A 24,626-nucleotide genomic window follows, 5' to 3' on the forward strand; every position below is an offset into this window, starting at 1 on the left:
GACCATTTGCCGGGGCGCAACGGCACCTGGGTAACAGGTTGAGCAGTCGATCAAACACGCCCGCGCGGGGCCAGTAAGGTCCCCCGCCATGAGCGAGGTCGTGGACAGCGACGCGGGGACGGCCGAACGCCGCCGCAAAGAACAACGAGGCTGGGTCTGGTACGACTGGGCGAACTCCGTGTTCCCCACATCCGTCGTGACCGTCTTCCTCTCCCTGTACCTGCCCGCGGTCGCCATGGACGCCGCCAAGGCCGACACCGCCCGCAACGGCCTCAACCCCTGCGCCGGCGACAACGCCTTCGACCACTGCGACGTCTCCGTCGCCGGACTGCAGTTCCCCATCGGCTCGCTCTGGGGCTACCTGCTCTCGTTCGCCACCGTCATCCAGGTCATCATCCTGCCGATCATGGGCGCGATCGCCGACCGCACCCAGAACAAGAAGCGCATGCTCGCCGGCTTCGCGTTCTCCGGCTCCTTCGCGACCGTCCTGCTGTGGTTCATCTCCAGCAGCAACTGGCAGCTCGCGATCCCACTCTTCATCATCGCCAACGTCTGCTACGGCGCCTCGGTCGTCGTCTACTACGCCTTCCTCCCCGAGATCGCCACCGCCGACGAACGCGACGGCGTCTCCAGCCGCGGCTGGGCGTTCGGCTACCTCGGCGGCGGCCTGTGCCTCGCCGTCCAGCTCGCCATCAGCCAGCTGCACGACTCACTCGGCATCACCCAGGGCGACGCCGCCCGCATCGCGTTCGTGATCTCCGGCGTCTGGTGGGCCGCGTTCACCACCATCCCGCTGCGCCGCCTGCGCAAGCACCAGCCACCGCACGGCCACGAACACGGCGCCTCCGTCGTCACCGCCGGCTTCAAGGAGCTCGGCGCCACCTTCAAGGCCACCCTGGCGTTCCCGCTCACCCTGGCCTTCCTCGGCACCTACCTCATCTACACCGACGGCATCTCCACCGTCGCCAACGTCGCCGGCAACTACGGCAAACTCGAGCTCAAGTTCGACCAGACCGTCCTCATCGGCACGATCCTCATCGTCCAGTTCGTCGCCTTCATCGGCGGCATGCTCCACGGCCTGATCGCCAAACGCGTCGGCGCCAAGAAGACCATCATGGGCTCACTGCTCGTCTGGATCGTCGTCATCACCGCGGCCTACTTCGTCCGCGCCGGCGACCAGATGGGCTTCTACCTCGTCGCCGCCGGCATCGGCATCGTCCTCGGCGGCACCAACGCCCTGTCCCGCTCGCTGTTCAGCCAGATGGTCCCGGCCGGCCGCGAAGCCCAGTACTTCTCCCTCTACGAGGTCGGCGAACGCTCCACGTCCTGGCTCGGCCCACTGCTGTTCGGCATCGTCGGACAGGCCACCGGCAGCCTCCGCCCCGCGATCATCTCGCTGATCATCTTCTTCGTGATCGGCTTCGTCCTGATGATCTTCGTGCCCGTCCGCCGCGCCATCAAGGCCGTCGGAAACCCGGAACCAGCACTCGTGTAGCCATCGCGATGCCCAGCAACACCAACCCGAGGGTGTAGAACCCAGCCGCGTCCTCGGTGACCGACATCGTCACCACACCGAGCGCGAACGCCACGCCCGCCGCGATCCCCCACGGCTTCGCGGCGGGCTTCGGCGCCTCGCGGTGGAAACCCAGGCACAGCAACCCGAACCCGATCCACCACGGAAGCAGGAATGGCACCGCCTCCCAGTTCCCGTACGACACCACCGAATAGATCCCCGGCAGCAACGCCAAGCCCGACAACACCTTCGCGCTCGCCGGATGCCCGGTGAGCAGCAGGCCCAGCACCAGGATCGGCGCGAAGTCCACCATCCCCCACCACGTCCAGACGATCTCCGGATGTGTCGCGAGCCGCAGGGTGTTGATCACCGCCGCGCCCGCGAACCCCACACCGCTCACCAGCACCAACAGCGCCAGCGCGCGCACCGACTCCCCCAGCGCCACGACCTTCGCCGGTCCCCCGTGCGCGCCCATCCGCACCCGCGCCGACAGCCCGAGCGTCGCGAACGCCTCGCCCCAGCCAGGCCACGTGTACTCGAGGTGGTCGGTGTCCTTGTCCTCCAGGAACAGCGCCACCATCTCGTCCTCGCGATCCGCCCGGTACCACCGCGGAAGCACCTTCAACAACGCCCGATAGCGCCGCTCCAGGTTGCTGCTCATGCCCGCCTCGCCTTCAGTACCGCGGACGCCGCCTTCAGATTCGCCCTCATCCGGGCCACCTCCGCCTGCAACGCCCGCACCCCCTCGTCCGTCAGCCGGTAGTACCGGCGCAGCCGCCCCTGGTGGACCTCCTCGCGGTCACGCGCGGCGAACCCGTCCGCGACGAGCCGGTCGAGCACGCCGTAGAGCGTCCCCACCCGCAGCCGCGTGCGTCCCTCCGACAACGCCTCCACCGCCTGCACGATGGCGTACCCGTGCAGCGGCTCCTCCGCCAGTGCGGTCAGCACCAGGAACGTCTGCTCCGACATGGCCTTCATGAAACCAGTATATATCGGCTCGCGGTATATATCGTTCCGCCGAGTGGCCTCAGGCGAGCCGGCCCAGCCGCAGCCGCTGCGGGAAGTCCCCCACCGGCACCCGCGCCACCTCGCGCCCGGTCCGGTAGTCGACCACCGACACGGCGTCCAGATTGGACAGCGTCACGAAGCAGTGGTTGCCGTCCACGCTCGTCAACGACCAGTACGGCAACGCGCCCACCGGGTAGTGCACGAACGCGTCGGTCGTCAGCGCAGGACGCGACACGATCGCCGTGTAGTCGTCGATCGTCCCGGCCATGCACAGCTTGTCCCCCGACATCGCCATCCCGTGGTGCGCGGAGTTCTGCGGGTAGTCGTCCTCCTTGAGCTTGCGACCGGCCTCGCTGAACGGCATCTGCACCGTCCGGGTGATCCGCCCCGCGACGAGGTCGAACTCGGCGAACCCGTTGAGGTAGGACAGTTGCAGGTACATCGTCCGCTCGTCCGGCGTGATCACCGCGGGCCGCACGCCGTACTCGAAGTCGTAGGTGCGGACCTGCTGCAACGTCCGGGCGTCCACCACGGTGATCTGCTTGGCGCCCTTGGCCCAGTTCATCCACTTCGGCAACGACGGCAGGCCGATGCTCATGTTGTAGATCCGCCCGCCGTCCGGCGAATACATGTTCTCGTGCGGGTAGGACCCGGTCGCGAAGCTCCCCGTCACCCGCCCGGTCGCGGTGTCGATCACCTGGACCTTCTGCGCGGTGATCGCCGAGATGACGAACCTGGTGCCGTCCGGCGAGAGCGTCGCGTGGTCGGCCTTGAAGCCGTCCAGCCGCACCCGCCACTTCTGCTGCCCGGACGCGACGTCGACCGCGACGGCGTCACCGAGGTTGCCGCGCGACACGAAGATCGTGCGCCCGTCGGGCGACAGGTGCGCGTCGTCGACGAACTTGTCCCCCACCTCCTTGCGGATCGTCTCGTACGCGGCCCGGCGGACCGGGTCCATCTCGTCGATGCGCTGCTGCTTGTCCGGGGTCACGTCCAGCGTGCGGATGTTGCCGAACGTCCGGCCGTCGAGGAACGTGACGGTGCCGGCCGTTGAGTTCCCGACGATCACCACGTCCCGGAGAGCGTCGGCTTGCGACGCGGGCGCGGTGACAGCGGGTACCGAAATCGTGGCCAGGACCGAAAGCACGGCGAGAAGAGTGCGTGCAGGGTTCATCGCCTCTCGTCCTTCCATGTCGTCGTTGACAGGCGAATTTCTTTCACGTCTTGGCAGGGTTTGGCGACCGCGATCCGCAGGAGGGCAGGTTTCAGTCAACACTGAAGTAATAGAGTCAATTGGTACCGCTAGGGTGTCCCGCCGTGGACCCTCTTGCCGCAGACCCCACGGACGCCCTCTCCTCCGTCCCCGCCGCCGGTTCGCGCCGCGGTCTCGGGATGCCGGGCAGGCTCCGGTACTTCTACGGCCCCATGGACTGCGGAAAGTCCACGCTGGCGCTGCAGATCGACCACAACCAGGCCCGCCAGGGCCGTTGCGGTCTGCTGCTGGTGCGCCACGACCGGTCCGGCACGCCGACGATCTCCAGCCGGATGGGCATCGCCCGCGGCGCCGAGGAGGTCCACGAGGACCTCGACATCCGGCTGCTGGTGCGCTCCCACTGGTCGCGCGGAGTCCGCGTGGACTACCTGATCGTCGACGAGGCCCAGTTCCTCTCCCCCGCCCAGGTCGACCAGCTGGCCGAACTGGCGGACGACTCGCAGATCGACGTCTACGCCTTCGGCCTCGCCACGGACTTCCGCAGCCACCTGTTCCCCGGTGCCGCACGCCTCTTCGAGCTGGCCGACGAACTGTGCGCCATCCAGGTCGAGGTGCTGTGCTGGTGCGGCCTGCCCGGCCGGTTCAACTCGCGCATCCACAACGGATCCGTCGTGCGGGCCGGCGACACCGTCCTGGTCGCGGACACCGCGCCCGGCGACGAGGTGCGGTACCAGGTGTTGTGCCGCAAGCACTACCGCACCGGCGACCTCGGTCCGGTGGCCGAGGATCAGGGGCAGCTGCGACTGGCCTAGTCGCCCGATTTCCGCACCCGCACGGATTCGCCGCTCGTATTCCCATTGGAATGTCATACAAATGACGGCGAATCGGAATCTGCCATTCCTTTCACGAATGGCGGATTCCGCCGGTGAGTTAAGCTGTCGGCAGTCGTCGGGGTCACACGCGGTTCGATGCGAGGCGAGGTACGTCGATGCGGCGACTGTCCCTGGCGGTCCTGGCGACCGTCCTGGTGGCGCAAGTTGTCATTCCCCTCGCCGTTAACGTCGCGTCGGACACCCGGCCGGACTGGCTCACGCCCTTCACGCCTCTCGCACTGCCCCTGGCGTGCATTCTCGCGGTCGCACTCGCGCTCATCGCCGGAGACACCATCAAACTAATCCCCGGCGCGGGCCCGGTGTGGCGTGACGCACGGGGAATGGACCGCGCCATTACCCAGCTCGCCGCGGCGGTGCACCGGGAATGGACCCACGAATCGGCCGCGCGGCTGTTGCACCGTTTGACGCCACTTCCCGTGCGGTGGTCGGCCACCGGTCGACCGGTCGCGGCCACGCCGGACCGGGTGCTCGGCAGAAACGCCATCGGCGGCCGGCCGCTGCGGCTCAAACTGCGCGGTGACGTGTCCCAGATCGTCACCCTGTTCACCGCATTGCCGCATCGTCAGCTGGTGATTCTCGGCGAGCCCGGTGCGGGCAAGACGGTCCTGGCGATTCTGCTCACCCTCGGTCTGCTCGACCGTCGCCGTGGGCGGCGTGACCCGGTGCCGTTGCTGCTGCCGGTGGCGTCCTGGAACCCGCGGACCGAGCACCTGCGGGCCTGGATCGCCAGGCGGCTGCGGGAGGACTACCGCGACCTGGCGAACATCGGGGCCTACGGCCGTGACGCCGCCCTGCGACTGGTCGAGGACGGGCACGTGCTCCCGATCCTCGACGGGCTCGACGAGATGCCCGCCGCCCTGCGCCAGTCGGCGATCGACGCGATCGACCAGGCGGTGGCGGGCGGCAAGCCCCTCGTAGTGACCTGCCGCAGCCGCGAGTACGAGGAGGCGGTCATCGACGGTGGGCACTTCCTGGCGACCGCGGCGGTCATCGAGCTCGAAGCCGTGCCGGTCCCGGACGCCATCGAGTACCTGTCCACGAGCCTGCCCACGGTCGACCGGCGCTGGGCACCGGTCTTCACGCACCTGCGGGCCAACCCGCGGTGCCCACTGGCCGAGACCCTGTCGACACCACTCATGATCTCGCTCGTCTGCATCGCCTACGACAGGCGATCCACCGATCCCGCGGAACTGCTGAACCGAAACCGCTTTCCCAGCCGGGCCGCCATTGAAAGCCACCTGCTCGACGTTTTCCTGTCGATCAGCTACAGCCGTTTTCCCGCGCCCCCGTCCTCCTTCGCGTCCCGCGCGGTTCCGTCCCCGTACGGAATCGAGCAGGCCCAGATCACGCTGACGTTCCTCGCCCGTCACATGCACCGGCTGCAGACCCGGTATCTGGTCTGGTGGGAGCTGCACAGCATCTACCCCGAACTGGCGGTCCGGTTATTCGGAGGACTGGCCGCGGGCCTGCTGACATGGGCACTCATCGCGTCGCAGGGCGTGTTGTCCGTTCTCTTGGCCGCCATCGTGACGCTCATCGTCTTCCTGATGGGTCCCCCGGACTCTCCGAACCAGGTCGCTTTGCACGGGTGGACCGGCCAGGGAGATCTTCGGAGCCGGGCCGCCATGTGGGTCGTCGGTGGCCTGACCGCGGCGACCACGCTGATGCTCTTCTTCGGGTACACCGCTCAAGGCAGACTGCTCGCCCTGGTCGCGGTGTCCGCCGGACTGAGCCTGGGACTGATGACCCTGCTGAACGCGGCGGCCGACGTGATCCGGTCGCCCGATCCCGGACACGTCCTCGCCCGTGACCGCACCGCCGCGATCATCCAGGCGGCGCTGACCGAACTCGTCGCGGGAGTCAGCTTCGCTGTGACGAACTCGATCATCGGCGCCTTCCCGTCGTCCTGGACGTGGCAGGCGGGCTTCGTCCTCGCGTCGACCATCAGCGTTCCGCAGGCATTCCGCTCGGCATGGCCGTGGTTCCTGATGTGCAACGCCTGGCTGGCGCTGCGCCGCGGGTTGCCCTGGAACCTCATGCGCTTCCTCGACGACGCGCACCGGCTCGGCGTGGTCCGCCAGGCCGGCGCCTTCTACCAGTTCCGGCACGCCCATCTGCAGGACCACCTCGCCGGCGGGGTCCGGCTCGTCATGGAACTGGTGCCCGCGGCGCTGCAGACCCCCGAGCTGGCCTACAGCTTCGACATCCGCACCACCATCAAGGTCATCCACGACAGGTCCGTCGCCGGACGAAGGACCCCCAGGGCGGTGCCGGTCCGCCGGGACCTCTTCGGACGCATGACGGATCCGGCCCGCCGGGCGCTGGTGCTGGCGGCGGAGCGCGCTCGTTCCATGCACAGCGACCAGGTCGATGCCGAGCACATCCTGCTCGGCATCCTCCAGGAGGGAACCGGAACGGCGGCCACCGCCTTGTCCAGACTCGGCATCTCCGCCGAGCAGTTCGGCGGCCTCCGGTCCAACGGCGTTCCGGACGAGAGCCCGTCCATCCCGTTCACCGCGGGATCGCGAGCGGCCATCATCGGCGCTCTCCGCGAGGCTCTTCTGCGGGGCGACGAGTGGATCGGAACTCCGCATCTCCTGCTCGGTGTGCTTCGCGATCCGCACGGCGGCGCGGCTCAGGTGATCGCCGGACTCGACATCACCCGCGACCGGATTCTCGGCCAGTTGCGCGCCGAGTGGGCCGGGGAGCGAACTCCCACGGCTGCCGCGGCGGCGGAAGCGCGCGGTGAGCCGCTCAAGTGAGCCTCTGAGCCCATAGACGACGATCAGCACGATCGCTCAGGACCGCACCCGTGCGGAATTTCTTCCCCACCCAAACGGAATCCGCCAGACTGTGCCGATGGCCGGCGACACCGAAGGAGTGCACCTTGATCTGGGCGGCCAGGTCGTGGGGCACTCGCTGCAGGCCGGCACGATCAACGGCTCCGTCTATCTCGGACATCCTCCGCCTCCCCCGCCTGACGACGGCGTGCTCATCGCCGTCGCCGACGGCGAGCAAAGCGTGGCGCGCCAACTGATCGGGCCGTTGCGGGCACGCGGCCACAAGGTGTCCGAGACGATGCTCACCCTCGACCAGACCGGCGTGGCGACCGCGGTCCGGGCGCTCGAGTCCGGCGCACTGCTCGTCGTGTGCGCGACCGTCCGGGCGATCGGCACCCGGTGGACGCGCGAGATCATCGACGGCGGCGACCGCGACCGGATCTTCGTCGTCCAGCTCGAGGCGGACGCCGACGTCACGCACTTCGCCGAGCGGGTGCTCGTGGCCGAAGCGGTCGAGCACCTCGTCGACGCCGTCACCGCCCAGTTCCCGCCGGATGGCGTCGTGCAGCCGGGTGATGACGACGAGCGCCCGCTGCTCGAACGTCCGACCGACTGCGGCACCTTCGACTTCCACGCGGTGGAACGGTTCCGGAACGATCTGCGCGACGACGTGGCCGACGGTTATCCGAACACCCTGTCGCCGTGGGACTTCCTCGAGCGGGCCGGACTGTGGGCCGACGGCAGGCTCACCGGCACCGGCGCCCTGCTGTTCTCCACGCGGCGACCGGCCCGGCTCGCGGCCTCGGTGATCTGCACGCGGTACGAGGGCACCGACAAGTCGTCGGTCCGGGACACGAAGACCTTCGAGGACTGCCTGCCGGACCAGATCCGCAAGGCCCGGCGGTTCGTCGCCGACCTGGTGCGCGTCGGCGAGCTCCCCGACGCCGACCAGGCGCAGTCGAAGGCCGTCTACGCCTACCCGATGGTCGCCGTCCGCGAGATCATCGCGAACGCGCTGGTGCACCGCGACTACGGCGACACCACGGCCTGCGTGCACGTGCGGCTGTTCTCCGACCGGCTGGAGGTGAGCAGTCCCGGCGAGTGGCTCGGCCGGACCTTCCCCGATGGCGGTGAGCGCAGCTTCGCCGAACTGCAGGGCCAGTCGAAGAAGCGGAACCTCCAGCTGGCCCGGGTCCTGGCGTGGATCAAGCTCGTGGAGGGCGAGGGCAGCGGCATTCCCACCGCGGTGCAGGACTGCGCCGACCAGAACTGTCCTCCGCCAACAGTCACCCAGGAACAGGGTTTCGTGGTCGTCACCTTGTACCCCAAGCCCGAACCGGCCATCGCACGCCACGAACACATCCGGCCGGCGGCACTGCCGCGCGGCACGCCCCTGTTCATCGGACGCGAAACCGAGCTGACGAGCCTGTCCGCCGAGGGCCCGGTTCTGTTCGTGGTGCACGGGATGGGCGGTGTCGGCAAGACCGAGCTGGTCACCTTCTGGGCCCGGCAGGTCAAGGACCGGTTCCCCGACGGGCAGCTGTACGTGAACCTGAGCGGATACGGCCCTGGCGAGCCGACACCGCCCGCAGAAGTCCTCACCGGATTCCTCAGCGTTCTCGGCGTGTCACCTCAGGCGATTCCGGCGACCGTGGAGGCGCAGGCAGCGTTGTTCCGCAGCATGCTTGCCAGGCAAAGACTGCTGGTCGTCCTGGACAACGCGTCACATGTCGACCAGGTCCGCCCGCTGCTGCCCGGCGACGGCGACTCCGTCGTCGTGGTCACCAGCCGCCATCGGATGCAGGGCCTGGTCGGGGCGCATTCGATCGAGGTGGGGCCGCTCTCTGCCGTCGAGTCGCACCAACTGTTCACCGGGCTGTTAGGCGACAGCCGCGTCTCCGCCGAGCGGGACGCCGCCGGGCGCCTGGTTGTGCGATCGGCGAGCCTGCCGCTTGCGTTGCGGATCATCGCCTCCCTGGCGAGTACCACCGAATCGCTAGCAGCCCTCGACGACGAGCTGCGCGAAAGACGGAACCGCCTCGACGTCCTCGATCTCGGTGACGACGCGACGAGCATCGAAAGGATCTTCTCCTGGTCCTATCGGTCCCTCGAGCCGGGTGCGGCCCTGGCGTTCCGGACGTTGGCGCTGCATCCCGGACCGCACGCCGACATGCCCGCCATCGCCGCGATGCTCGACCTGCCGGAAACGATCGCCCGCTCGCTCGTTCGCGAACTGGCCAGGGCGCACATGCTCCAGGAACCCGCACCTGGCCGGTACTGGTTCCACGACCTGCTGCGCGACTACGCCGAGCGAAAAGCCCGTGAGGACGGGACACCGGACGGCGCCGAGCGGCGCATGCTCGCCCACTACTTGACGCGCACCGACGAACCCGCCACGGTCCTCAACATGATCAACCATGCGGCCGCCAACGCCTTCTCCGAGCTCACGTGGCGGCTGGCCTGGAAGATCGCTCCGGTCCTCGACAAACGCGGGCTCTGGCGGGACTGGATCACGAGCCACCAGACCGCGCTCACCTCCGCCGAGCGGGCCGGCGACGCGGAGGTGCAGGCGCGCACGCATGACGGGCTGGGCACGGCGTACAGCCGATACGGCCAGTACACGGAGGCACTGCAGCACCACGGCCAAGCTCTCGAGCTGTCGAAGCGGAACGCCCACCACGGCGGCGAAGCGCGGGCACACCTGGCGATCAGCGAGATCAACGAGCGCAAGGGCCGCTACACCGAGGCGCTCACCCACGCGCAGCAGGCGTGGGAGTTGTACCGCATGACCGGCAACACCAGCGGGGAGGCTCGCGCGCTGAACCTCCTGGGGTGGTGGCATACCCGCCTGGACCGGCACGATCAGGCACGGACCTACTGCGAGCAGGCGCTCGAGCTGTTCCAGGCGGCCTCCGACCGGGAGGGCGAGGCCGCCGCGTTGCACCGTCTCGGCTACATCCACCACCACCTCGGTGATTACGCTGGAGCAGCCATGAGCTACCTGCGTGCTCTCGACCTGTGGCACGTGTTGGGCGACCGCCACAACGAGGCCATCACCCGTGCCCACCTCGGCAACACGCAGCACGCGATTGGTGATCACACGACGGCCATCGACCTGTGGGCGAAGGCGTTGGACGTGCTGAGCGAGTTCGACGACCCCGACGCGGAGACGTTGCGCGCCAAGCTCCACCTCGGCCGGACCGCGGTGATGTGACATGGCATCCCAGCCGGTCGAGCACCGGACAATCCTCGCGGTCGACATCGAAGGATTCGGCAGTCCACAGCGGTCCGATGCCGATCAAGTGGCGCTGCGGTCCGGTATGTACCGAGCGTTCCGGGCGGCGTTGTCCAACTCCGGCCTGGAGTGGGCGGATTGTCATGTGGAGGACCGTGGGGACGGTGTGTTGGCGCTGCTCCCGCCCACGATGCCGAAAGCGTCGGTCGTGGACACGCTCCCAAGCCAGCTGATCGCAGCCATCGACCGGCACAACAGCACACATACTCCGGAGGCTCGGATCCGGATGCGGGTGGCGGTGCACGCCGGAGAAGTCCATCACGACGACCACGGCGTGGTGGGATCGTCGGTCAACTTCGTGTTCCGAATCCTCGACTCCGCCGCGCTCAAGTCCGCGCTGGCGACGTCGGCCGCACCACTGGGGCTCGTCGTGTCACCGTGGTTCTACGACGAGGTCGTCCGCCACAGTGCCGCCCTCGACGCGGACGAGTACCGGCGCATCGAGGTCAACGTCAAGGAAACGACGATCGGCGCGTGGATCCGGTTGCCCGGTATCCCGCAGGATCGGCGAACCACTGTGGTGCCGCGTCAGCTGCCGGCGTACACCCCGCACTTCGTCGGCCGGAATGAGGAACTCCGTGCCCTCGCCGACACAGACGCGAACACGGTCATCGTCTCGTCGATCGATGGCACCGCGGGCGTCGGCAAGACCGCGCTGGCCCTGCTCTGGGCGCACCAGGCCGCCGACCGGTTCCCCGACGGGCAGCTGTACGTGGACCTGTGCGGCTTCGACCGGTCCGCCGAGCCCGTGGCGTCATCGGACGCGCTCGACGGGTTCCTGGACGCGCTGGGCCTGCCGATCCCCGCCGACCCGGAGGAGGCCCGAAGCCTGTATCGCCGAACGCAGGCGGACCGGCGGATGCTCGTCGTGCTCGACAACGCCAGGGACGCGGCACAGGTCCGCCCGCTACTCGCCACCGCACCGGGTTGCCTCACCGTGGTGACCAGTCGATCTCGCCTGGACCCCTTGGTCGTGCGAGAGGGGGCTCGACGGATCAATCTCGGCACGCTGCGCCCCGACGAGGCGGCCGCGCTGCTCGGCCGGTATCTCGGACCGGGCCGGGTGGCCGCCGAACGGCGCGCGGCCACCGCGATCATCGATAGTTGCGGCCACCTGCCGCTCGCGCTGACGATCGCCGCCGCGCACGCAGCCACCCGCCCCGACCTGACCCTCGAGCAAGTCGCCGCGGAGCTCAGAGCCGAACGGCAACGCATCGAGGACCTCATGTTCGACTCGGATCCGGTGAAGCCCGCCGTGTCCTGGGTGTGCCGTGCGTTGAGTCCGGAGGCGGCGCGGGTGTACCAGCTGCTCGCCCAGCAGGCAGGCGCCGAGTTCGGCACACCGATCGCCGCCGGACTCGCCGGCACGTCCGAGGCCGAGACCGCCGCGATCCTGTCCGGGCTTTCCCGCGCGCGACTCGTGGAGGAGCACGCGCCGGGCCGCTACCGGTTCCACGACCTCGTTCGCCGGTCCGCTCTGGAGGTCCGGCTCAGCCCGTGACGGTCCCCGCGACCAGGTTGATCGTGGTGGCCAGCACGCTCGTCCCGAACACGTACGACAGCAAGGCGTGCCGCAGCACGATCGCCCGGACCGTCGAGCTCGACACCGCGGTGTCCGAGACCTGATAGGTCATGCCGAGGTTGTAGCTGAAGTACAGGAAGTCCTTGTAGGACGGCGGGTCCGGGGAGTTGAAGTCGATCCCACCCGCCGCCAGGTAGTACACGTGCGCATACCTGGTGGCATACATGAGATGCAGCGCCGACCACGCCATGAAGACGCCGGCGAGCGCCACGGCGGCCGCGACCTGCTTGGAGTCGGCCGCGCCCCGCAACAGCGATGCGACGATCGCGACGAGTCCACAGAGGGCGACCGCGACGACGAGCAGTTCCTCGGCCAGCGGCCGGAAGTCCTCGCGTCCGGCGAAGCGGTGCGTGGTGGCGGCGTCCATCGGCCACAGCACGATCCAGCCCGCGATGACGAAGACCGTTTCGGTCGCCGCGATCCCGGCGAGCACGCCCAGCGGCGCGTCCGAGACACCGGCGACGAGCAGGCCGACCACCGTGCCGACGACCACCGCGGCGGCGAGGCGAGCGACCGCGGAGCGCGGCGACCAGGCGTTCATCGGCCGAACCTTAGTGAGTCGTTCCGGCCTATTGCCCGGCGACGCGGCGATCTCCACGATCAGAGCTGGATGACGCGTGACCCCCAAACCCCTGCTGAGGAGCGTCATGAGAACGTTCGTTGTCGTCGTCCTGACCCTCGCGACCCTCTCCCCCACCGCGACCGCCGCACCGACCGGCCCAGTCCATCGGATCACCGACCAGATCGCCCGCGACCTCGCCGCCGGGCTCGCCGACACCACCACCCGCGCACGGATCACGAACGCCGTGCTGACCTCCCCCACCCACCTGGCGGACCTCGGCCTGGCTGGACCGCTCGCCACGAAGATCGTGACCGCGGAACGACGGCTCGCCACCGCGAAAGGCCTGCCGGAGAGCAAGCTGCTCACGATCCGCCTGGGCCACGAGAAGATGGCCGACCAGCTCCGCGCCGGCGCGCTCCCGAAGATCGCCGCGGCACCCGACGACGACCGGGCCGTCACGTTCACCGCCTACGGCACAGACGGCCGGAAGCAACTCCCGACCGCACAGGTCTCCGACGAGCCGGTGCTGCTGGTCGACGTGGACGTGGAACGGGCCGTGACGCTGGGCATGAACGTCCTGCGGCAGGTCCTCCCCGCACCGGCCGTGTCGGCGACCGCGGCCGGGTACTGGGCCACCAAGATCGCCCGAGTGCGGGTCAGCGACGTCCAGGAGCCGTGGTTCAAGGGCGACGCCGAGATCTTCAGCCTGGTGACCGGGTTCGGGCTGGACGGCAAGGTACGCGTCGACACCGTCACCATGCCCTACCTCGACGAGGAGAACACCACCTACTACCCCAACCAGCTCCTGGTCCACTGGAACGCCTACAAGTACGACCTGGCCGACGTCGTGATGATGGAGGACGACGGCGACACCAACTACCGCGCGCTCGCCCAGGCGATCGCCACCGCGCTTCTGACCATTGTGGACGGTGGCGCGTACATCCCCCTGGTCGACGCGATCCTCGGCGCCATCCCGGACAGCTGGTACACCGACGACCCCGACTACGTCGAGTCCTGGTACACCCTCGCCGAACAGGGCAGCGGCGTCCTCAACGGAGCATCGGCCCGAGGGTGGATCGACACCGTGCCCTACTTCGTCCGCGAGTTCTGAGTCCGCCGGTTCCGAGTCCGCGAGTTCCGAGTCCGTGCCGACCGCGCCGGGTCCGTGGCCTCCGCGATGAGGTCCTCCGGCGCGGTCAGCCGCCACGCCTCGAACACCAGCTCGGTCAGCTCGTCCAGCTCGATGCCCGCCAGGTAGACGACGACCCAGCCGAACCCGCCCGACTGGTACTGCTCCTCGAACACGTCCGGCCGTTCCGCGACGAGCGCCTGTTGCTCGGACAGCGTCTGCTTCAGCCCGACGGTGTGGGTGCGCGGCCAGAAGTACCCGAACCGCCTGCCGCCCACGGCGAACGCGGTGTAGGTGTCCCGCGGCTGCTTCTCCAGGGCGGGCAGCGCGTCCACGAACTCGAAGAACTCGTCGCTCGTCGCCACCACCGGAGTCTAGAGACCCACCTGTCCGTCGATGCGCTCCCGCAACAGATCCGCGTGCCCGTTGTGCCGCGCGTACTCCTCGACCATGTGGACCAGCACCCAGCGCAGCGACACCGTGCCGCGCCACGGGTCCTCCCCCGTCACGTCCAGGCTCGGGGCGGCCGCCACGAAGCGATCGGCGAACGCCACCTCGTCGTGCCAGGCCTCCCATGCTTCAGCGACACCGTCCGCCGAGACGTCATCGAAGTCGCCGTCGGGGTTCGCCACGGAACTGAAGCGCAGCGCGACGTCCTCCCCCGCCAGCACCTGCCGGAACCACCGGCGTTCGACGTCCGCGAGGTGCCGCACCAGGCCCAGCAACGACAACGTGGACGGCTCGACGGACCGCGCTGCCAGCTCCGCGGACAGGCCGGAGCACTTCAGCACCAACGTGTGGCGCTGGGCCCGCAGGAAGTCGGCGAGCATGGTGCGTTCGTCCGCGGTGGCGCTGGTGTCGAACCGCGCTTCGCCGGCCTGGAAGATCTCCGCTCGTCTGGGCATGCGCGGCAGCGTATCCGGGGTTAGGTTGGCGCCCATGGAGTCCAGGCCCTCGCTCTACGACTTCGCGGGCGGCGACGCCGCCTTCCTCGCACTTGCGCGAGCCCACCACGCGCGCTGCGTCGCCGATCCCGAGCTGAACCACCCGTTCTCCCACCCGGACCAGCATCCCCAGCACGTCGAACGCCTCGCCGCGTACTGGGCCGAGGTCATGGGCGGCCCGCCCAGCTACTCAAAGGAGTGCGGCGACCACTCCGGGGTGCTCGAGATGCACTCGGGCAACGGGGACATGAGCGACCTCGGGCGGCGGTTCGTCGACTGCTTCGTCCGCGCCGCCGACAACGCCGGGCTGCCCGAGGATCCGGAGTTCCGCAAAGCACTCCGCGACTACATGGAGTGGGCGGTCGCCGAGGTGCTGTCCTATCCCGAGCCCGGCGCGCCCAAGGGGTTGCCGATGCCCCGGTGGTCTTGGGACGGTCAGGCCCAGTAGTCGCGGTCGGGCAGCCGCAGCCGCGCGTCCGGCGAGCCGGTGAACGTGCAGCAGTCCGCCGCGGGCTCGTCCAGGTACAGATCGGCGAGCAGCACCATCTCGGCCGAGTCGGCTGGGTCCGCTCCCCTGCCTGGGGCGCAGGTCCCAGCCCTCGATCTCGCCATCACGGATGATGCTGCCCTGGTTGCCGCTCCAGGGATTGGCATACACGCCATAGCAGACAGTGCCCACGGACAGCCGCTTGGTCACACCGGACATCCCCCACGGCTGAGCGATTACCCAGCCGCCGGGCACGTCGGTCGCGCCAGACGAGCATCAGGTCGTTGGCGAACTCCCACGGATCTTCCAGAGCGTCAGCGGGCGTTGCCTCCATACGCCTTGCGGTCTCGTCGACTTCGATGCCCCGCGACACACGCCAGGCCGGGTCCGTCGTAGTCGAACAGATCCCAGTCAACCGACGCGACCAGCGCACTGGCTTCGTCCTCTCGGCCTTCGAGGACAGCGAACCAGAGCGGATCGTCCAACCCCATGACGCCAGCGGCGTCGCCTCCTCGATGCCAACCGCTCGTTACCCTTGATCACGCCGATCTGCCATCCGATTTCTCTATGCCACTGGCAGGCAGAGACGACGCATTTACTCCATTCAGGTGAAGCATTACACAGGAATGGTCACGACCGGTAACGAATCTCGACTTGCGGCGAATATGAAGTACACATCAGCGATTTGTCCACCTTCAAGGGCACGCCGCGAGGTTCACCATGGCCGCTTTCAAATACACAAGTGCGTTCGTCGCGCTCGCCGCAATACTCCTGATGGTCATGTTAGGCCAGTACGACACGAGCACCGGGCGAATCGAGGTTCCCGGATACCAGGCGCACAAAATCACCGGACTGACCGGACTGAGTCGTTCCGAAGCCATGGAGACGTGGTGCGTATGGCACAACGACAGCGCTCGGACGGCGAACGGGCCAGGTGAGATCGTCAAGCAGTGCATCGAACGCGGCGGAAACATCGAGGGTTCCGCCAACGAGTCCACAGCGACTCTACTGTTGCAGCGCTACATCATGCTCGACGTGCTGTTCATGATCAGCTATCTAACCCTATTGATCTCTGCCTTCAAGGCACTTTGCCGACGACTGTCCAAGAACGAGACGGCCGCCCCCATCCAACTCGGATTGAAAATAGCCACGAGAATTCGCGGAGCTCTCATCACTCTGGTGATCGCCTGCGACCTGACCGAGGCGATCGCACAGTGGCAGTTCTCCGATCCGACCGCGATTCCGGCTGCATGGTGGGTAACCGTGCTGACGGTCGCTTCCAGTATCAAATGGATCGGCGTGACGCTCGTCGCGCTCATGCTGCTCGCATTGAGTGGCCACCTTCTCGCCGCCCGTGACGCACGCTCGACGTTCTGGCCGACGGTGAAGTACCTTCGGCTGCAGATCGGCGCCGCGCTCGCACTCGCACTCCTGCTCACGGGTTTCGGCCTCGATCAGATGCAGGACGCACTGCTTGGCAGCGCCGACCATCTGCCATCGCTGATCGCCACGCCGCTGTCGGTGGTGCTGCTGTCGGTGGTGCTGTGGCGGGGCGCGCACCGGTTGCCGGCGGCCACTACACCCACACACCGCGGTCCTGCACCACTTGGTGTGTTCATCGCGGCGGTGGTGTCCGCCGGTGCGGCCTTTGTCGTGTTCATCCAGTCCGGCGGGCGGAACCTGTTCGGTCTTGTCGCCGTGCTGGGCGTTGTGGTCGTGCTGTCATGGTTCGGCGGCGCGGCGCCATGGCATCGGCGTGCACAAGCGGCAGGCGCACAAGTGGACACGATGTCACCCGGTGAAAGAGACGAGCAAAGTGTAATCTTCCACCGCGGCACGCAGTGGGCGCGCTGGATCGCTGCATTCCCGATGCTCGTCCTCGCGACCCTGATGATCCGTTCCGCAGCCGTGCCCGCACTGTTGGGTCCGGAACGCGGACGTGCGGGCATCTTGCTCATCGTCGGGCTCGGGCTCGGCGTCTCCGCGCTCGCCATTCCCGCTGCACTCAAGCAACTGGAAGAGATCAAGTGGTCTTGGACAGATCCCGGCAGCGCCCGGCTGTATTGGCTGATAGCGATCCTCTGCGGGATCAACATGGTTCTGGCATGGCTGCCGAACACCCGCTTCGAGGTGCCGGTGTTCCTCGGTCCGGTCGCGACAGCGTCGCTGTTCACCGCCGCTGCGACGATCGTGGGTAACGAGATGCAGCGCTGGTCACACAGAACCGCACCGGTGACCGCGTTCCAACTGCTGCATCTGCGGCACACACCGGTATTCACGTTGCTGTTCGTGTGGTTCGTGGTCGGGTCCTTGCTCGACCCCAACGGGCACCGCGTCCAGTTCAGGCCAGAAAAGTCGCCTCCCCCGATCGCGTTGGCGACCGCATTCGACCAATGGGCACAAGACAACTGCGCGTCGGGGGCGGCGCGCTCGGACCAGGAGGCCCAACTCGTGATCGTCGCCGCCTCCGGCGGCGGGATCCGCGCGGCCTACTGGACCGCGGGCGTGCTCGACAAGCTGTTTCCACCTGGTTCCGCCAAACCGTGCGACAGGCCGGTGTTCGCCGCGAGCGGTGTGTCCGGCGGAAGTCTCGGCATCATGTCGTGGGTCTCCACCGAGCCCGGTGACAAGACCTCTTACCAGCAGGTTTTCGGCAAAGATCACCTGACCGCCGCCATCTCCTGGATGGTGAACGTCGACGTCCCACGCTCGTTCCTCGGCTTCCCGCAATACGACAGGGCCGCCGTACTCGAGAGATCATGGGAACGCGCCCAGCCCGCGCTCGGCGATTCCTTCCACGCGATGTGGCGGCCCGGCCGGCCTACTACGCCCCTCGTCTTGCTAAACGGGACCGCGGTCGAGAGCGGCTGCCGGGCGCTCGTCGCCCCCGTCGAACTCGGCGCCTTCGACCGGCCCGGTGGATCGACTCTGTGCCGCGGGCGACCGGAGGACCCGGTACCGAGCAACAAGCCCCTCACCGGTCCGGCATTGATCGATCTCTACGAGGGGTATACGAGCTGCAACGACGTCAACCGGTCCACCGCGGCGCTGCTGTCGGCCCGATTTCCCTACGTAACCCCGGCGGGTAGGTTGCCGAGCTGCTATGAAAAGGACAGCCCGGTGCATGTGGTCGATGGCGGATATGTCGAGGCCAGCGCAAGCCTCACCGCCCACGACCTCCTGGAGACGCTGCGGCCACTGATCGACTGCCACAACGCCGCGTTCGCACGTGAGGCCTCATCGGACTGCGATCTCATGCTCAAAGGCCGACCGGCGCCGAGTCGGCGAGTCCGTCCGGTGCTCATCCAGATCGACAACGGGTACGGGAGTGTCGCGGCCGCCGCCGCGCCCAACCGTCCCAGTGAGCTGCTGGTGCCATTGCTCGGATCGACCGCCGCGCTGGCCGCAGCGGACTCCAGCGCACGGCAACGCGCCTATGCTGCTTTTGGTTGCCCTTACTACGTTCGAATCGCCAACGTGCCCAAGCCAGGAGCGCAGGCACCATTGGGGTGGACGTTGTCACGCAGCGCGAGGTCCGAGCTCGACGCCCAGCTCGACGAAGCGCTCCGGGACGGTCCAACGCTGGGTCAGCAACTCGAGAAAGTAGTCAAGCATTGCCGGACCTCGCGCTGACTCACATTAGGTTGAGCCGCATGGACCTCAGCGCCTTCCCCCGCGTCCCGCTCGGCACCTGGCCCACTCCGCTGGAGGACGCCCCGCGGCTGAGCGAGGCACTCGGCGGGCCGCCGGTGCTGATCAAGCGCGACGACGTGAACGGGCTCGGCGCGGGCGGCAACAAGCTGCGCAAGCTGGAGTTCCTGCTCGGTGAAGCCCTCGAACAGGGCAAGGACACCGTGATCACGTTCGGCGCACTGCAGACCAACCACGGCAGGCAGACCGCCGCCGCGTGCGCCAAGCTCGGCCTGCGCTGCGAGCTCATCCTGACCGCCAAGGTGCCGCAGGAGGGCGAGGCCTACGAACAGTCCGGCAACGTCGTGCTGGACCACTTCTTCGGCGCGAACGTCCACATCACCCGCACCCCCGAGGAAGCCGGGAAGATCTACGACGAGATCGACCACGACCAGGCGGTCACGCTCCCGGTCGGCGGCTCGAACGGCCTTGGCACGCTCGGTTACGTCGCCGCCGCGATCGAACTGGTCGGACAGCTCAACGAGCGCGGCATCGGCGAGGCGACGATCTACGTCGCCCAGGGCAGCGGCGCCACGGCCGCCGGCCTCGCGCTCGGCACGGCACTGCTCGGCTGGCCCGGCCGGATCCACGCGGCCAGCGTCAGCCACCCACAAGAGGACACCGTCAAGGAGCTCCACGATCTCGCGACGGAAGCGGCGAAGCTGCTGAACGTCGACCTGCCCGAGTTGAACGTCGACTTCGGCGACGACACGATCGGCCCCGGCTACGGCGTGCCGACCGAGGAGATGTGGGCGGCGCTGAAGCTGTTCGCGCGCACCGAGGGCGTGCTGCTCGACCCGGTCTACAGCGGGAAGGCCGCCGCCGCACTCGCGAAACGCGCGAAGAACGAGGACCTGCCGATCGTGTTCGTGCACACCGGCGGCCTGCCCGGCCTCTACGGCTACGCGCCCGAGGCGATCACTTCCGCCAGAACCTGATGCCGCTCGGCGGAAGGTTTGCTTGAGGCTGATCCGGGTACCAACTTGGCTGGTGATGCGGAATACGCCCTCGACCTGGCGGGTTGCCGTTGTCACAGGTGAGGGTGAACGTCAGACCGCCGATCTTGCCGCAGACAGACCTCCGGGGGCCCACGGCGGGTCGGCGGCGCCAGGGTACCCCGCCGGACGGCGAACCAGATGGGTGAATTGTTCGAAGCACTGATAGGCGGCGAATACAGAACCGAACAATCTGACCACGGAGAGTTGACACTGTGCCCGAACACACGTCCACTACTTTGCGTAATGAGACGGCACACTCACGTCACTCTCACCCGAGTTAACACGGCTCTGACGTCGCACAAAGTGCTTGCAACGGCAACCGAAGGGCCTCTTATCAACGCTGGACTAGGCCGATAGAGTGACGGATCAGCGCGAAAGCTTGATAACGCGTCACGATCCACAAGCGATCGCATCCATTAGTAGGAAGCCTTCGTTGACGAGTGAAAGACGTCACTGTGGGCGACCATGAGAAGCGAGCCGGGAACGAACGGAGCAATCCGGGCGTTGCACTCGGTGAGCACGAAGCCTGGGCCCCGGCCCTGAGCCGAGCGAAAGGACACCGCCATGGCCGACCGCGTTCTACGTGGTAGCCGGCTCGGAGCAGTCAGCTACGAGACCGACCGCAATCACGATCTCGCTCCCCGCCGCGCCGCGCGGTACGCCTGCCCGAAGGGACATGATTTCGAGGTTCCCTTCTCCGACGACGCCGAAGTCCCGCCCATGTGGGAGTGTCGTCTGCACGGCTCCGAGTCCAAGATCATCGACGGCCTCGAGCCGGAGGTGAAGAAGGTCAAGCCGCCGCGCACCCACTGGGACATGCTGCTGGAGCGCCGCACCATCCCGGAGCTGGAGGAGCTGCTCGACGAGCGGCTGGAGGAGCTGCGCGGACGCCGCACCCGCACGGCCTGACCTCCCCACAAGACACGAAGACCGCCCCGGTCACACCGGGGCGGTCTTTTGTGCGTTCTCGAACGCCGCCGGCGTGAGCACGCGCCAGACGATCAAGACGTTCACGACGTGCAGCAGACCGGCCATCAGCCACACCGACCGCAGCCCGAACTCCGCGGCCATGAACCCGCCCGCCAGCGCGCCCAGCGGCATCAGGCCCCACGTCAGCGTCTTGTGGCTCGTCAGCACCCGGCCCAGCAGCTCGGACGGCGTGAACCGCTGCCGGGTCGACTGCGAGCACACGTTCCACACCAGCACCACCGCGGTCGTGCTGAACAGCACGAACCCGGCCAGCGCCGGCCACGGCGGAATGACCGCGAACGCCAGCAACGTCACCGCCATGCCGATCTGCGCGCCGCGCATCGCCGCGGGGTAGCCGACCCGCGCGACGAGCCGGTCGGCGAAGAACGACGACGCGATCCACCCGGCCGCGAGGCACGCCAGCATCACGCCGAACCCGAAGGCACCGATGTGCAGCTCGTTCGTCGTGAACAGCACGAGCAGCGCCGTGGTCGCCCCCGAGCCGAAGGACCCGAGTGCCACGACGATGCTGATCGTCCGCAGCAGCCGCGTCCCGACCAGGAACCGCAGCCCTTCGGCGATGTCGCGCAACGGATGCTGTTCGGATCGCACGGGCCGCTCTGCCGGGATCGCGCGCACCAGCAGGAGGGCGGCCACCGCACACGCCACGGCGACCCACGCGGAGCCGCCCGCGAACCACGCCACCAGGAACCCGGCGAGCGGCGGCGCGACGAACCGCACCAGGCCGGCCTCCAGCATGATCAGCCGGGTGTTCGCCGCGGTGAGCCGGTCGCGGCCCACCAGCCCCGGCACCAGCGCGCCGGTCGCGCACTCGCCGAACACCTGCGCCGTGCCCACGGTCAGCGCCACCACGAGGAGCAGCGGAATGCTCAGCGGCGCGACCGCGAGCGCCAGCGCGGCGCTCCCCAGTACGACATAGGCGAACGCCAGCACGCTGGTCCGGCGCACCCGGTCGATCACGACTCCGGCGAACAGCGCGAACAGCAGCCACGGCGCCTGCCAGACCGCCTTCACCAGCGACACCGTCCGGGGATCCGTCGTGATCGTCGCCGCCAGCCACGGCACGGCCGTCATCAGCAGACCCTCACCGGACGAGCTCGCCACCACCACGGCCTGCAGCCGCCCCCAGCCACGTGTTATGTTCTGCACACTCGCGACTGATCACCGTGCGATGCAAGCGAATTACTCAGTGATACCGGGATCGCCCAACGCCAGCTTGCCGACGTAGCTCAGCGTGGACTCGGGCGTGAGCGGGTGGAACTTGGCCGCTCGCACGTCCCGGAACGCGCGCTCCAGCGGTGACTTCTTGAAGAACGCCCGCCCGCCGAGCACGTCCATCGCCAGGTCCACGACCTCGAGCGCCGCCAGGACCGCCTCCCGCTTCGCGGTCATGACAGTGGCCAAAGTGGACGGACTGCAGGCGTAGTCGTCGCCCAGCTCGTCGATCGCGCCCATCAACGACCACCAGGCCGTCCGCAGCCGGGTGTCCATCAGCCCGATCGGCCGCGCGCCGCCCTTCTTGGCCGCCGCCACCGCGATGTCACGGGCGCCGGCGGCGATCCCGTAGTACGTCGCGCCGACGACGGGTGCGAAGTGGACGGTCGCGGCGAACAGCGGTCCGCCGAACTCGCCATATGGGCGCTTCCCTGCGACATTGCCGAACGGGATTCGGACGTCCTCCAGCACGACGTCGTGGCTCGCGGTGCCGCGCATGCCGAGCGTGTCCCAGGTTTCCTCGATCCGCACACCGGGTGCGCTGAACGGAACGCTGAAGTGGAGCACCTCGTCGCCCACCACGGCACACGTGGCGACGACCGTGGCGCCGGGCGACTGGCTGCAGAACGCCTTGCGGCCGTTGACGACCAGCGTGTCGCCGTCCACCACGGCCGTGGTGGTGGGCCACAGCCAGTCCGAGCCGCCGCTCGTCGCGATCACGATGCCCTCGGCGGCGACGCGGCGCAGCACCTTCTCCGCGTCGGGGGCGCCGTTGCGACGGCGGAATCCCTGCATCAGCACCAGGTACTGGTGCATCGCCTGCGCGAGTCCCGTCGCTCCGTCGTGTCTGGCCAGCTCGGCCTGCGCGTAACAGACCTGCCGCATCGTCGCGCCGAGGCCGCCCAGTTCCTCGGGTACGGCCAACGCCAGGTAGCCCTCCGACCGCATGGCGTCGTAGGCCTCCACCACAAATGTGGCATCGCGGTCGTGCTCGGCGGCGTGTTCGGCGGCCACCGCGCCGATGCGGGACGCCATGCCGACGAACCGCGTGTCGTCCGGACGGACGGGTGTCGGGTAGGTGCCGGAACCGACCTGCATGGGTTCAGTAGTAGTTGTCATGTCACGAAACTAGGAACCGGACGATTCCTCAGGTAGTACAACAACTGAACCGCGATCCGGAGGTGCGCACATGCGCAGTTACGCGCAGTACTGCCCGATCGTCCGGGCAGTCGAGGTGCTGGGCGACCGGTGGACGTTGCTGATCGTGCGGGACATGCTGATCGGCGCGCGCCGGTTCAACGACATCGCGCGCGGCCTGCCGGGACTGTCCCGTGCGCTGCTGTCACGCCGGCTGCGGCAGCTGGTCAACGACGGGCTCGTCGTGCGCACCGAGGACGGCTACGAGCTGACCCAGGCCGGCGAGGACCTGCGGCCGCTGGTGTTCGGGCTCGCGGACTGGGGTGCGCGGTACGCGTTCGGCGACCCGCGGCCCGAGGAGCTCGACCCCGAGGTGCTGCTGTGGTGGATGCACGGCCGCATCGACACCAGCGGCATCACCAAGCGGGCGGTCATCCAGGTCGACATCGCCGACCGCCGCCGCAAGTACTGGCTGGTGCTCGAGCCCGGTGACGCGTCGGTCTGCTACACCGACCCCGGTTTCGACATCGACGCCGTGCTGACGTCGGACCTGCCGACACTGTTCCGCATGTGGGAAGGCGAGATCGAGCTGTCCTCCGCGATCCGGGCCGGGTCGATCGGGCTGACCGGGCCGCGCTGGATCCAGCGCGGCCTCACGCAGTGGTTGCAGCTCAGCCCGATCGCGCCCAACGTCCGCGCGGTGCGCGCCCAGGCCACGTAGGTCCGCTTGACGTCTACGTGCTCGACCTTCGGCACGCCCAACGGTGCGCACCGAGGTCGGCTACTAGTTGACCCGGCATCGACGCCGTGCTGACATCGGACCTCCCGACCCCTGTTCCGCATGTGGGAAGGCGAGATCGAGCTGTCGTCCGCGTCAGCCCGATCGCGCCCAACGTCCGCGCCGTGCGCGCTCAGGCCACGTAGGTCCGCTTGACGTCCACGTGCTCGACCTTCGGCATACCCGACGGCTCGGGCCCGAGCGTCTTGGCCAGCACCGGCCCGAGCGTCTCGGTGAAGAACCTGTCCGCGTGCGCCTTGGTCTCCCACAGCGCGATGACGCGCAGCTCGCCGTCGACCGTGCCGGCGTAGCGGGCGACGCATCCGTCCGGCGCCTTGCCGGCTGACACCTGGTCGAACTTCTCGATCGAGCCGAACGGCGGCGTCGCGATCGTGATCCACTCCATGACTTC

Annotated in this window: 21 protein-coding genes; 11 read left to right on the forward strand and 10 right to left on the reverse strand. The window is 68.3% G+C overall.

Annotated elements, in window-relative coordinates; translation table 11 throughout:
- The first annotated feature begins 88 nt into the window (after nt 1-88).
- Nucleotides 89-1,495: an MFS transporter gene (locus QSK35_RS02720; RefSeq protein ID WP_285741866.1), complete on the forward strand. Its 1,407-nt coding sequence runs from the start codon at nt 89-91 to the stop codon at nt 1,493-1,495.
- On the opposite strand, the gene QSK35_RS02725 is transcribed toward QSK35_RS02720, so the two are convergent.
- Genes QSK35_RS02725 through QSK35_RS02735 form a run of 3 tightly spaced genes read right to left on the reverse strand, consistent with a single transcriptional unit; the run spans nt 1,458 to nt 3,695 of the window.
- Nucleotides 1,458-2,174, reverse strand: coding sequence for a hypothetical protein (locus QSK35_RS02725; RefSeq protein ID WP_285741868.1), 717 nt, complete (start codon nt 2,172-2,174; stop codon nt 1,458-1,460). The genes QSK35_RS02720 and QSK35_RS02725 overlap by 38 nt on opposite strands.
- On the reverse strand, nt 2,171-2,491 hold the full coding sequence (locus tag QSK35_RS02730) for a PadR family transcriptional regulator (protein WP_285741869.1): 321 nt from the start codon (nt 2,489-2,491) through the stop codon (nt 2,171-2,173). The genes QSK35_RS02725 and QSK35_RS02730 overlap by 4 nt, the downstream gene beginning before the upstream one ends.
- 49 nt (nt 2,492-2,540) lie before the next feature.
- The gene (locus tag QSK35_RS02735; protein ID WP_285741870.1) at nt 2,541-3,695 is read right to left on the reverse strand and encodes a YncE family protein; all 1,155 of its coding nucleotides are present in this window, start codon (nt 3,693-3,695) and stop codon (nt 2,541-2,543) included.
- A 143-nt stretch (nt 3,696-3,838) separates the two neighbouring features.
- On the opposite strand from QSK35_RS02735, the gene QSK35_RS02740 reads away from it, so the two are divergent.
- The 4 genes from QSK35_RS02740 (at nt 3,839) to QSK35_RS02755 (ending at nt 12,203) form a co-directional block, all read left to right on the forward strand.
- The gene (locus tag QSK35_RS02740; RefSeq protein ID WP_285741872.1) at nt 3,839-4,546 is read left to right on the forward strand and encodes a thymidine kinase; all 708 of its coding nucleotides are present in this window, start codon (nt 3,839-3,841) and stop codon (nt 4,544-4,546) included.
- Nucleotides 4,547-4,722: 176 nt separating this feature from the next.
- Nucleotides 4,723-7,389: a Clp protease N-terminal domain-containing protein gene (locus QSK35_RS02745; RefSeq protein WP_285741874.1), complete on the forward strand. Its 2,667-nt coding sequence runs from the start codon at nt 4,723-4,725 to the stop codon at nt 7,387-7,389.
- A 97-nt stretch (nt 7,390-7,486) separates the two neighbouring features.
- Entirely contained in the window at nt 7,487-10,621 is a 3,135-nt protein-coding gene (locus QSK35_RS02750; RefSeq protein WP_285741876.1) for a tetratricopeptide repeat protein, read from the forward strand.
- A 1-nt stretch (nt 10,622) separates the two neighbouring features.
- Nucleotides 10,623-12,203, forward strand: a complete 1,581-nt coding sequence (locus QSK35_RS02755; protein WP_285741878.1) for an NB-ARC domain-containing protein — start codon at nt 10,623-10,625, stop codon at nt 12,201-12,203.
- Here QSK35_RS02755 and QSK35_RS02760 read toward each other — a convergent pair.
- Nucleotides 12,193-12,825 (reverse strand): DUF1345 domain-containing protein, encoded by a 633-nt coding sequence (locus tag QSK35_RS02760; RefSeq protein ID WP_285741880.1) that lies wholly within the window; start codon nt 12,823-12,825, stop codon nt 12,193-12,195. The genes QSK35_RS02755 and QSK35_RS02760 overlap by 11 nt on opposite strands.
- 106 nt (nt 12,826-12,931) lie before the next feature.
- Here QSK35_RS02760 and QSK35_RS02765 point away from each other — a divergent pair, with 106 nt between their 5' ends.
- Nucleotides 12,932-13,957, forward strand: a complete 1,026-nt coding sequence (locus tag QSK35_RS02765) for a DUF3103 family protein (protein WP_285741882.1) — start codon at nt 12,932-12,934, stop codon at nt 13,955-13,957.
- Here the strand turns inward: QSK35_RS02765 and QSK35_RS02770 are convergent.
- A complete protein-coding gene (locus QSK35_RS02770) occupies nt 13,936-14,343 on the reverse strand; it encodes an MmcQ/YjbR family DNA-binding protein (RefSeq protein ID WP_502881615.1) in 408 nt (135 codons plus the stop codon). The genes QSK35_RS02765 and QSK35_RS02770 overlap by 22 nt on opposite strands.
- Nucleotides 14,344-14,349: 6 nt before the next feature.
- On the reverse strand, nt 14,350-14,880 hold the full coding sequence (locus tag QSK35_RS02775) for a DinB family protein (protein WP_502881616.1): 531 nt from the start codon (nt 14,878-14,880) through the stop codon (nt 14,350-14,352).
- A 34-nt stretch (nt 14,881-14,914) separates the two neighbouring features.
- Here QSK35_RS02775 and QSK35_RS02780 point away from each other — a divergent pair, with 34 nt between their 5' ends.
- On the forward strand, nt 14,915-15,367 hold the full coding sequence (locus QSK35_RS02780) for a group II truncated hemoglobin (RefSeq protein WP_285741884.1): 453 nt from the start codon (nt 14,915-14,917) through the stop codon (nt 15,365-15,367).
- Here the strand turns inward: QSK35_RS02780 and QSK35_RS02785 are convergent.
- Nucleotides 15,355-15,531 carry a hypothetical protein gene (locus QSK35_RS02785; protein WP_285741885.1) on the reverse strand — a complete coding sequence of 59 codons (177 nt, stop codon included), beginning with the start codon at nt 15,529-15,531 and terminating at the stop codon, nt 15,355-15,357. The two genes, QSK35_RS02780 and QSK35_RS02785, sit on opposite strands and share 13 nt — an antisense overlap.
- 595 nt (nt 15,532-16,126) lie before the next feature.
- On the opposite strand from QSK35_RS02785, the gene QSK35_RS02790 reads away from it, so the two are divergent.
- The 3 genes from QSK35_RS02790 (at nt 16,127) to QSK35_RS02800 (ending at nt 21,003) form a co-directional block, all read left to right on the forward strand.
- A complete protein-coding gene (locus QSK35_RS02790; protein WP_285741888.1) occupies nt 16,127-19,039 on the forward strand; it encodes a patatin-like phospholipase family protein in 2,913 nt (970 codons plus the stop codon).
- 20 nt (nt 19,040-19,059) lie between these two features.
- The gene (locus tag QSK35_RS02795; RefSeq protein ID WP_285741890.1) at nt 19,060-20,034 is read left to right on the forward strand and encodes a D-cysteine desulfhydrase family protein; all 975 of its coding nucleotides are present in this window, start codon (nt 19,060-19,062) and stop codon (nt 20,032-20,034) included.
- Nucleotides 20,035-20,658: 624 nt separating this feature from the next.
- Complete coding sequence (locus QSK35_RS02800) at nt 20,659-21,003, forward strand: RNA polymerase-binding protein RbpA (protein WP_285741891.1); 345 nt, start codon at nt 20,659-20,661, stop codon at nt 21,001-21,003.
- A 30-nt stretch (nt 21,004-21,033) separates the two neighbouring features.
- Here the strand turns inward: QSK35_RS02800 and QSK35_RS02805 are convergent, their stop codons facing one another.
- Nucleotides 21,034-22,233 (reverse strand): MFS transporter, encoded by a 1,200-nt coding sequence (locus QSK35_RS02805; RefSeq protein WP_352243100.1) that lies wholly within the window; start codon nt 22,231-22,233, stop codon nt 21,034-21,036.
- Between the two features lie 33 nt (nt 22,234-22,266).
- Nucleotides 22,267-23,418, reverse strand: a complete 1,152-nt coding sequence (locus QSK35_RS02810) for an acyl-CoA dehydrogenase family protein (protein ID WP_285741892.1) — start codon at nt 23,416-23,418, stop codon at nt 22,267-22,269.
- Nucleotides 23,419-23,488: 70 nt separating this feature from the next.
- On the opposite strand from QSK35_RS02810, the gene QSK35_RS02815 reads away from it, so the two are divergent.
- Nucleotides 23,489-24,157: a winged helix-turn-helix transcriptional regulator gene (locus tag QSK35_RS02815; RefSeq protein WP_285741893.1), complete on the forward strand. Its 669-nt coding sequence runs from the start codon at nt 23,489-23,491 to the stop codon at nt 24,155-24,157.
- Nucleotides 24,158-24,347: 190 nt separating this feature from the next.
- On the opposite strand, the gene QSK35_RS02820 is transcribed toward QSK35_RS02815, so the two are convergent.
- Entirely contained in the window at nt 24,348-24,620 is a 273-nt protein-coding gene (locus QSK35_RS02820) for a hypothetical protein (RefSeq protein WP_285741894.1), read from the reverse strand.
- Nucleotides 24,621-24,626 lie beyond the last annotated feature (6 nt).

This window comes from Lentzea sp. NBRC 105346 (assembly GCF_030269605.1).
Lineage (GTDB): Bacteria > Actinomycetota > Actinomycetes > Mycobacteriales > Pseudonocardiaceae > Lentzea.